Annotated in this window: 9 protein-coding genes and 2 pseudogenes; 5 read left to right on the top strand and 6 right to left on the bottom strand. The window is 72.3% G+C overall.

What is annotated here, in order from left to right:
- Window positions 1-91 (top strand): annotated as a pseudogene (locus BZL64_RS40985) (ribonuclease HI); the annotation flags it as partial.
- A 55-nt stretch (window positions 92-146) separates the two neighbouring features.
- On the opposite strand, the gene BZL64_RS07970 reads toward BZL64_RS40985, so the two are convergent.
- The 3 genes from BZL64_RS07970 to melC1 form a co-directional block, all read right to left on the bottom strand.
- The gene (locus BZL64_RS07970) at window positions 147-599 is read right to left on the bottom strand and encodes an SRPBCC family protein (RefSeq protein ID WP_086767497.1); all 453 of its coding nucleotides are present in this window, start codon (window positions 597-599) and stop codon (window positions 147-149) included.
- A 73-nt stretch (window positions 600-672) separates the two neighbouring features.
- Window positions 673-1,497 (bottom strand): tyrosinase MelC2, encoded by an 825-nt coding sequence (gene melC2 / locus BZL64_RS07975; RefSeq protein WP_086767499.1) that lies wholly within the window; start codon window positions 1,495-1,497, stop codon window positions 673-675.
- Between the two features lie 33 nt (window positions 1,498-1,530).
- Entirely contained in the window at window positions 1,531-1,935 is a 405-nt protein-coding gene (gene melC1 / locus BZL64_RS07980) for an apotyrosinase chaperone MelC1 (protein ID WP_086767501.1), read from the bottom strand.
- A 349-nt stretch (window positions 1,936-2,284) separates the two neighbouring features.
- On the opposite strand from melC1, the gene BZL64_RS07985 reads away from it, so the two are divergent.
- The 3 genes from BZL64_RS07985 to BZL64_RS07995 all read left to right on the top strand — a co-directional run bounded on the left by BZL64_RS07985 (window position 2,285) and on the right by BZL64_RS07995 (window position 5,176).
- The gene (locus BZL64_RS07985; protein ID WP_086767503.1) at window positions 2,285-3,514 is read left to right on the top strand and encodes an FAD-dependent monooxygenase; all 1,230 of its coding nucleotides are present in this window, start codon (window positions 2,285-2,287) and stop codon (window positions 3,512-3,514) included.
- A 98-nt stretch (window positions 3,515-3,612) separates the two neighbouring features.
- A complete protein-coding gene (locus BZL64_RS07990; RefSeq protein WP_086767505.1) occupies window positions 3,613-4,596 on the top strand; it encodes an aldo/keto reductase in 984 nt (327 codons plus the stop codon).
- 82 nt (window positions 4,597-4,678) lie between these two features.
- Complete coding sequence (locus tag BZL64_RS07995) at window positions 4,679-5,176, top strand: DUF6328 family protein (protein ID WP_086767507.1); 498 nt, start codon at window positions 4,679-4,681, stop codon at window positions 5,174-5,176.
- Between the two features lie 64 nt (window positions 5,177-5,240).
- Here the strand turns inward: BZL64_RS07995 and BZL64_RS08000 are convergent, their stop codons facing one another.
- Window positions 5,241-6,278, bottom strand: a complete 1,038-nt coding sequence (locus BZL64_RS08000; protein WP_086767509.1) for a hypothetical protein — start codon at window positions 6,276-6,278, stop codon at window positions 5,241-5,243.
- A 122-nt stretch (window positions 6,279-6,400) separates the two neighbouring features.
- Complete coding sequence (locus BZL64_RS08005; protein WP_086767511.1) at window positions 6,401-7,372, bottom strand: LLM class F420-dependent oxidoreductase; 972 nt, start codon at window positions 7,370-7,372, stop codon at window positions 6,401-6,403.
- Window positions 7,373-7,502: 130 nt separating this feature from the next.
- Between BZL64_RS08005 and BZL64_RS08010 the strand changes: the two genes are divergently transcribed.
- Complete coding sequence (locus tag BZL64_RS08010) at window positions 7,503-8,957, top strand: serine hydrolase domain-containing protein (RefSeq protein ID WP_086767513.1); 1,455 nt, start codon at window positions 7,503-7,505, stop codon at window positions 8,955-8,957.
- Between the two features lie 48 nt (window positions 8,958-9,005).
- Here BZL64_RS08010 and BZL64_RS08015 read toward each other — a convergent pair.
- Window positions 9,006-9,524, bottom strand: a pseudogene (locus BZL64_RS08015) (serine/threonine protein kinase); the annotation flags it as partial.

A 9,524-nucleotide genomic window follows, 5' to 3' on the forward strand; every position in this document is an offset into this window, starting at 1 on the left:
GTGCGGGCGCCCCTACGCGCAGGGTGAGCCGATCGCCAAGAACGATCAGGGCTGGGGTCACCCGGAGTGCCGCACCGAGGCCGCCGGCTGATCGCCGCCCGTACGGCTGTCGTACGGGCGACGGTCAGCCGGGGCGGCGGCAGCCGTCAGACGACGACGCCGCGCCAGCCGCCGGTCTCGAGGCCGCGTTCCTCGATGAACTCCTTGAAGCGCTTGAGATCGCCCTTGGTCTGCCGCTTCACGAAGCCGAGCCGGTCGCCGACGGTCTCGGCGAGGCCTTCCGGCTCGAAGACCATCTGGAGCATGACCTTCGTGTGATCGTCGTCGAGGCGGTGGAAGGTCACCACGCCGGACTGCCGGGCCTCGCCGCCCACCGTCGTCCAGGCGACCCGCTCGTCCGGGATCTGCTCGGTGATCTCCGCGTCGAACTCCCGGTGCACCCCGTTGACGTCCGTGACCCAGTGGGTGAGTGTGTCGGTGCGCTGTTCGACGCGACTGACCCCGCCCATGAACTCGGGGAACGTCTCGAACTGCGTCCACTGGTTGTAGGCGGTGTGCACCGGGACACCCACCTCGACGGATTCCTCGACCTGCGTCACGGCCGGCCTCCTCCTGGCTCTCGGGTACGTGGCGCCCGGGTACCCGGGGCCCGCGCGGCCAACCGGGCTCCGGTCAGGCGGTGTCGAAGGTGTAGTGGGGGGTGTGGTCGAGCAGGTCGGCCGGGGCGGTGTCGTTCCACGGCTTCATCGTCTCGTGCAGGTCCACCACGTCCGGTGCCCCCGCCGCAGGCAGGTAGCCGGCCTCCGGATGCCGCCGCTGCCACTCGGCCCACAGCTTGTCTATGTAGGCGTGGTGCAGCCAGAACACCGGGTCGTTGGGGGAGACCCCGGTGGCCATCTGGCCGCCGACCCAGACATGCACCCGGTTGTGCAGGTTGACGCCCCGCCACCCCTCCAGATGGTTGCGGAAACCGTCCGACCCGCTGTTCCAGGGCGCCATGTCGTACGTCGGCATCGCCAGCACCGAGTCGACCTCGGCCCGCGTCGGCAGTTCACGCACGCCGGCTCCGAGCGCGCGCCGCAGGAACGTCCGCCCGTCCACGCGCACCCCGATCGGCCAGTTGCCGCCGGCGGCGGCGAACGGGCCGTCCGACACCCGTCCGTCCCGGGCGCGCCCGGTGCCACCGAGGAAGTCCGGCGCCCACAGCGAGGAACGCGGCGACCGGTCGACGGACCAGTCCCAGTACGGCAGTGCCACCGACGCGTCCACGGACTGGAGCGCCCGCTCGAACTCCAGCAGGAATCTGCGGTGCCAGGGCAGGAAGGACGGTGAACGGTGGCCGGTGCGCTCGCCGTTGTCGGTGTCGCCGACGATGAACGCGTTGTGCGTGGTGACGAAGGCGTCGTAGCGGCCGTTGCGCTTGAGTTCGAGGACGGCGGCGACGAAGCGGCGCTTCTCGTCTGCGGTCAGGGACGCCTGGTTCTTGCGGACGGTCATCTGTGCGGTGCTCCAAGTGTGCGTGCGAGACGGTCAGTTGGTGGGGAACGGCAGCAGCCGGGCGCCCTGCAGCTCGTCGACCGCGGCGCGGGCGGCGGCCCGCGGGGTCGGCACCGGGTCGTAGTGACTGATCACGCTGATCCAGCTGCCGTCGGCGTTGCGCATCACGTGCAGCTCCACGCCGTCGACATACACCGCGAAGCCGCCGCCGTGATGCCCGCCGCCCTGGTGCCCGCCGCCGTGATGGCCGCCTCCGGAGGAGGGCCGGCCCTGTATCCGACGCCCCTTGTAGACCTCGTCGAAGGCGTCGGCGGAGCCGGCTGATCCGGACGCGGTCGCCGTCGAGGAGTGTGCCGAGGCCGCCCCGGTGGTGGCGGCGGCGGTCGCGGCGAGGGCCGCCGCGGTGGTGAGTGCGCGGCGGCGGCTGAGTTCCGGCATGCGGGACCTCCTGGGGTGCGTTCGGTTGACGACCCCGCATGCCTATCGGCCGACCGGAGAACGGGAGAAATCCTGCGGGACGGGTTGGCCGTGATCCGGACAATCGATAATAAGTCGTGCAATGTTGAAGCAAGATGATCTTGCCGCCCGATGGGCGTCCCGCGCGGCGGAACGGGCAATTCCTTGCCCCGGAAGGGGCCCTTTCGGTGATCTTTGGCGCGCGACCGCTCCGCCGGTGGTGTGGCTCACGTGGAGAAAGTGACGGAATCACGAAGAAGGGCCCGCGGCGACCACCCCTCCCCGCTGCTACTGTGCGTCGTCGACCGACCACAATTCGTCATTCCTGGGGGTGTGCGTGAAGGTCTCCTGCGTCGGCGGCGGGCCCGCCGGCCTGTATCTCTCCATCCTGCTCAAGCGGCAGGACCCGTCCCACGACATCACCGTCCACGAGCGCGACCCCGAGGGCTCGACCTACGGCTGGGGCGTCACGTACTGGCGCGGACTCCTCGACGAACTCCACGCCCGCGACCCCGAGTCGGCGCGCGCGATCGAGGAGCACTCCGTGCGCTGGAACCAGGGCGTCGCGCACGTACGGGACCTGGTGACCCGTCAGCCCGGCGACGAGGGCCACGGCATCGGCCGGCACAAACTCCTGGAGATCCTCACCGCCCGCGCCCGCGCACTCGGCGTACGCCTGGAGTTCGAGCGGGAGATCACGCCCGAGGACCTGCCCGAGGCGGACCTGGTCGTCGCCGCCGACGGCGTCCACAGTGCCCTGCGCACCCGTCACGCACAGCACTTCGGCGCCGAACTGACGCCCGGCCGCAACCCCTACGTCTGGCTCGGCACCACCAAGGTCTTCGACTCCTTCACCTTCGCCTTCGTGGAGACCGGCCACGGCTGGATCTGGTGCTACGGCTATCCGTTCAGCTCCGAACGGAGCACCTGCGTCATCGAATGCGCCCCCGAGACCTGGGCCGGCCTCGGCCTCGACCGGGCGGCCGAAACCGACGGCACGGCGCGGCTGGAGAAGATCTTCGCGCACATCCTCGACGGCCACCCCCTCATCGGACGCCCCCGCGGCGACGGCGGCGCCCCCTGGCTGACCTTCCGCACCCTCACCAACCGCACCTGGTACCGGGACAACGTCGTCCTCCTCGGCGACGCCGCCCACACCACCCACTACTCCATCGGCGCCGGCACCACCCTCGCCCTCCAGGACGCCTTCGCCCTCGCCGACGCCCTGCGGGAGTGCCCCGCAGCCCTGCCGCAGGCCCTCGCCCGCTACGAGCGCGACCGTACGGCCGCCCTGCTGACTCCGCAGAGCGCAGCCCGCCACAGCGCCCAGTGGTACGAGAACCTCGCCCGCTACATCGACCTGCCCCCGGAGCAGATGTTCGCCCTGCTCGGGCAGCGCCACTCGCCCCTGCTGCCGTACGTCCCGCCGCAGCTGTACTACCGGCTCGACCAGGCCGCCGGGCGGCTGGAGGCCCTGCGCAGGCTCAAGCGCTGGCTCGGTCCGAGGCTCGCCAGGACCACACGGGCGGTGCGGGCCACCACTCCCGCCTCCCGGCGGTAGCCCGCCGGGGCCGGCCGGCCCCCGAGTGGACGAACCGCAGGTGGCGGGCCGGACCGGCCGGTTCCGCACCCGGCCGGAACGGATGACAGACTGCACCCATGGACGAGCGCGAATTCGGCAGGTCTGGTCAGCATGCATCCGTCATCGGTCTCGGCACCTGGCAACTGGGCGCCGACTGGGGCGACGTCGACGACAAGGAGGCGCTGGCGGTACTGGAGACGGCCGCCGAGTCGGGCGTCACCTTCTTCGACACCGCCGACGTGTACGGCGACGGCCGTAGCGAGCAGACCATCGCCGCCTTCCTCGGCGGACGGCCCGACCTGCACGTACTGGTCGCCACCAAGATGGGCCGCCGCGTCGACCAGATCCCCCAGAACTACGTCCTCGACAACTTCCGCGCCTGGAACGACCGTTCCCGCCGCAACCTCGGCGTCGACCGCATCGACCTCGTGCAACTGCACTGCCCGCCCACCCCCGTCTACTCCACGGACGAGGTCTTCGACGCCCTCGACACCCTGGTGGCGGAGGAGCGCATCGCCCACTACGGCGTCAGCGTGGAGACCTGCGCCGAGGCCCTCACCGCGATCGCCCGGCCGGGCGTGGCCAGCGTGCAGATCATCCTCAACCCGTTCCGCATGAAGCCGCTGTACGAGGTGCTCCCGGCGGCCCGCGAGGCCGGCGTCGGCATCATCGCGCGCGTGCCGCTCGCCTCCGGCCTGCTGTCCGGCAAGTACACCAAGGACACCGTCTTCCCGGAGAACGACCACCGCACCTACAACCGGCACGGCGAGTCCTTCGACCAGGGCGAGACCTTCTCCGGCGTCGACTACGCCACCGGCGTCGAGGCCGCCGCCGAGTTCTCCGCCCTCGCCCCCGAGGGCTACACGCCGGCCCAGCTGGCGCTGCGCTGGATCGTCCAGCAGCCCGGTGTGACCACGGTGATCCCCGGCGCCCGCTCGCCCGAGCAGGCCCGCGCCAACGCTGCCGCCGCCCGCCTGCCCGAGCTGTCCGAGGAGACTCTGGCCGCGGTCCGGGACCTGTACGAGCGGCGGATCAAGGCGCAGGTCGAGGGCCGCTGGTAGCCGGACCGCGCCGAGGCAGGAGAGAAACGCCGTCCGGCGGGTACTCGCCCGGGGGAACACCCACTCGAACCGGGGAGGACACGTGGCCGACACGGCGGCGGGGGCCGAGCGCCGAAGAGGGCGCAACGAGACCGAGGAGGAGCGGGCGGACCGGATGTGGGGGGAGCTGATCCAGGAGGTCCGGGTCGCTCAGACCGGCGTCCAGATCCTCTTCGGTTTCCTGCTCACGGTCGTCTTCACCCCGCGCTACGCGACCCTGGAGGACACCGACCGGGCCATCTACATCGTCACGGTCGTGCTCGGCGCCTGCGCGACGGGCGCCCTGATAGGCCCGGTCTCCCTGCACCGGCTGGTCTCCGGACGGCGGGTGAAACCCCAGGCGGTCACCTGGGCCTCCCGGATGACGTTCGTCGGGCTGGTGCTGCTCCTCGCCACGATGACCTCGGCCCTGCTGCTGATCCTGCGCGTGGCCACCCACGACGGCTATGTGCCGTACCTCGTCACCGGGGTGGTCGTCTGGTACCTGCTGTGCTGGTTCGGCGTCCCGCTGTGGACCCGGCACCGCTACACGTCCCGCTGAGCGGCCACACCGTACGCGGCGGGCGGGCGGCCACGCGTCGCGCCGCCCGCCCGGCCCACACGGCTCAGTCCGTGGCGCGGGCCCCGCGCAGGGCCGCGATGCAGCTGCCGATCGCCTGCTGTAGCTCCTCCAGCTGCTGCACCATGTCGTCCTCGTAGAAGTCCTGCGCGTCGTCGAAGGTCAGCTCCTCGAACACCTTCGTCGCTTTCTGCAGACCGCTGTAGAACTTCGTGCGCCGCTCCTGCACCCGCAGCTCGGGGTCGGCCTCCACGGCCTCCACGACGAGCGTCTTGAGCGTGTCGTAGGCCTCCGTCGCCCACTCGCCGGAGTCCTCGCCCTCGTCCAGCTCGTCGAGCAGCGACAGATGCCGCTCGGCCTCCTGGCGGAGGTCGGCGGGCGCGTCGACGGTCTGCCCGGCGGGCGTCTTGATCTGCCCGGACTCGGCGATCTGACGGACGTAGCCGATCCGGTCCGCGGAGCGGCTCTCGCTGGCGACGGCCTTCTTCAGGTCGTCGGTGCGCACCACGTCCCGCGCCAGCTCGGTCTGAAGTTCCGGGTCCTCCTTGATGCGGTCCAGGAGGGCGGCCCGTGCCGCCCGCGCGGTCGACGGGTCGGCGAGGATCGCCGCCCGCAGCGCCGTCGGGTTCTCGGCCACCTCCAGCGCCTTGGTCGGCCGGATGCCCTCGGCCTCGGCGGCCTCCGCGATCGCGGTGCCGCGCTCGGAGGAGGCACTGGAACGCGACACGTAGTAGGTCAGCCACACGTCCGCGTCCGGCAGCTCGACCCGCTGCCCCGGCGCCAGCTCCTCGAAGTGCGGGACGAGACCTTCGTCGGCGGCCCGGTCCCAGGCCTTGTAGTAGCGCATGACGCGCTCCGCGGAACAGCCGGCCAGTTCGGCGAACTCCTTCGCCGACACCTTCGGCGTCTCCTGTGCGCTCTGCCCGCCCGGCCGGACGCTGCGCGCCACCATCAGCCCGAAGGCCCACCCACCGGTCCGCGCGTACACGCCGAACTCGCGGGCGTCGCGCGCCACGAGGTCGGACAGCGGCGCGGGGGACACCGCCGCGGCGGACGTCTCGGACGGGTCGATCGCTACGGTCACGGATGACTCTCCTGTGCAGACTGCGGAAAACCGCACGCCCCGGAACGGGACGTACCGACCGGCAGCCTAGGACAGTCCCGGCCTCCACCCGTGCCCGTCACGCCGGTGGCCGCGCCGACGGGTCACGCGAAGGCCTCGCGCAGGGCGGGCAGCAGCGTCTTCTCCGACCAGTCCAGATACGCCGGCTGCGCGTCGCCGCCGATCTGCACCAGGGCGATCTCCGTGAACCCGGCCTCCGCGTAGGGCCGGACCGCCTCGACGAAGGCGTCCGGGTCGTCGCCGCACGGGATCGACGCGGCCACGTCGTCCGGGGTGACGAACTGGGTGGCCGATTCGAAGGAGTCCGGGTGCGGCAGCTCGGAGTTCACCTTCCAGCCGCTGCCGAACCAGCGGAACTGCGCGTGCGCCCGCTTCACCGCCGTGTCCCGGTCGGGGTCGTAGGAGACCGGCAGCTGGCCCACGCGCGGCTTGCCCGCACCACCGTGCCGGTCGAAGGCCTCCAGCAGCCCGGACTTCGGCTCGGTGGCGATCACCAGGTCGGCGAGGTGCCCCGCGAGCGCGCACGACTGCTCCCCGGAGACGGCGATGCCGATCTCGGGCGGCGCTTCGGGCAGGTCCCACAGCCGGGCGGAGTCGACGTCGAAGTGCGTGCCGTGATGCGTCACATGGCCACCCTCGAACAGGGCGCGGATGATCTCCACGGCCTCCTCGAGCATCTCGTGCCGTACGTCCACGGAGGGCCAGCCACCGCCCACCACATGCTCGTTGAGGTTCTCCCCGGAGCCCAGCCCCAGCCGGAAGCGCCCCTCGGACAGCAGCTGCATGGTGGCCGCCTTCTGCGCCACGATCGCCGGGTGGTAGCGGACCGTCGGGCAGGTCACGTACGTCATCAGCGGAATGCGCGTGGTGGCCTGGGCGGCGGCGCCCAGCACGCTCCACGCGTACGGGGAGTGGCCCTGTGACCGCAGCCACGGAAAGTAGTGGTCCGAGGTCACCGAGAAGTCGAAACCGGCCTCCTCGGCCCGCACCAGATGGCCGACGAGTTCACGCGGGCCGGCCTGTTCGGTCATCATCGTGTATCCGATTCGCACCATGTGTGCCCGGGTCCCCAGAGGGGCCGGGGCGGAAACGGGCCACGGGCGGGACCGGAAAATCCCTCGGTGTCCACCGCTACCCCTTTTTGTGCCCTCGCTCCACGGCGGGCGTTCGGGGAAGGATGCGGGCATGAGCGCCCGTCCGCTGCCTGACGGCACCCCGTCCGCCCAGGGCGTCGACGCCTCGGGCGTCCTCGCCTTCCTCGACGCCGTCGACGCGGCCGAGGCCATCGAGCCGCACAGCCTCATGGTCCTGCGGCACGGCCGGGTCGTCGCCGCCGGCTGGTGGGCGCCGTACACGCCCGACCGCCTCCACCTGCTGTACTCCCTCAGCAAGAGCTTCACCTCGACGGCCGCGGGGTTCGCCGTGGCCGAGGGGCTGATCGGGCTCGACGACCCGGTGATCTCGTACTTCCCGGAGTTCGACGCCGACATCACCGACCCGCGCAGCCGCGCGATGCTGGTGCGGCACGTGGCGTCGATGGCGAGCGGACACGAGGCCGAGACCGTGGACCGGGCCCGCGCGCTCGACCGCGACGACCTCGTCCGCGGCTTCCTGCTGCTGCCGCCCGACCGCGACCCGGGCACGGTGTTCGCCTACAACCAGCCCGCCACCTACACCCTCGCCGCGATCCTCCAGCGCGTCACCGGCCAGACCCTCACCGCCTACCTGAAGCCCCGGCTGCTGGACCCGCTCGGCTTCGGCGACCTCGCCTGGCTGACCGACCGGACGGGCCGCGAGCTGGGCTTCAGCGGCCTGCACGGCACCACCGACGCCGTCGCCCGGCTCGGCCAGCTGTACCTGCGCGAAGGCGAGGGGGACGGGCGGCGGCTGCTGCCGCGGGAGTGGATCGCGGAGGCGACCCGCGAGCACATCCCGACCGCGGGCGCCATGGGCGACACCGACCGGCAGGACTGGGACCGCGGGTACGGCCTCCAGTTCTGGCGGTCCCGGCACGGCTACCGGGGCGACGGGGCCTACGGCCAGTTCTGCCTCGTCCTGCCCGAGCACGACGCCGTCATCGCGACCACCGCGGCGACCCCCGACATGCAGGGTCTGCTGAATCTCGTCTGGGAGCATCTCCTGCCGGCGTTCCACCCGGCCCCGCTGTCCGGCCGCCAGGACGCCGACGCGGCCCTGGCCGACCGCCTCACCCGCCTCGCCCTGCCGCCCACCCCCGGAAAGCCCGCGCCGCCGGACCGCCCGCACGCGTGGTCGGGGGCCGTCTTCACCCCGTACGGCGATGTCTGTGCCGACCAGCCGGGCCTCACCGGCGTGACCGTCACGGCGGACGGCGACGGCTGGACACTGACCCTCACCGAGGGCGACGACCGCCTCGCGGCGCGGCTGGGGTCCGGTGGCTGGACCGTGACCGAGGAACCCGTGCCCGTCGCCGCGAGCGGCGGCTGGAGCGACGGCGACACCCTCGCCGTGGACCTGGCCTTCCTGGAGACCCCGCACCGGCTCCGGGTGACCTGCTCCCTCCCGGCCGGGACCTTCACCGCTCGCTGGTCCACACAACCGTTGCACGGAGGCCCTCTGCGCAGGCAGCGCGCGCCGCGCGGCCGGGCCCCTCTCCGGTAGGCGTCGTCGTGGCGGAGACCGCGTTCGCCGGCTTCCGAAGGAGACGGCTCAGGACGGCCCCGGCCGGAAGGTCTTGAGGACGGCGGACAGGGCCCGGCTGTTGGCGGTGGCGTCCCAGTCGGCGGCGGGGGTCGTCCAGCGCAGCGAGAAGCCGCGGTTGCCGCCGAGGAGGAAGCCACGGCCGAAGGTGCGCACCCGGGTGCCGTCGACGTCGACGGCCCACTCCATGTCGGCCGCCTCGTACCCCTGGTACGTCGTCGCCTCGATCTCCCCGATGCGTGCGAACCCGTCGGCCTGGCGCAGGCCCGGCTCCACGTCGTCGCGCCAGACCGCCACCGGGTCCGGGCCGACGCGCTCGCTGTAGGTGACCGCGAGGGTGCGCGGATCGCCCTCGGCGCCGAACGTGACCCGGTAGGCGAGGTCGCCCGCGCGGGTGGTGTCCAGCCGGGTCCAGTGCTCGGGGAGGGCGACGGAGAAGCCCTCCGGCGCCTGGAACACCCGGAAGCCGGCCGGCAGGGCCCCGGCCGTGGCCGTGACCGACGGGGAGGGGGCCGTGGGAGTCGGGGT

The sequence above is a fragment of the Streptomyces bobili genome (genome assembly GCF_002154575.1).
Classification (GTDB): Bacteria; Actinomycetota; Actinomycetes; order Streptomycetales; family Streptomycetaceae; genus Streptomyces; species Streptomyces bobili.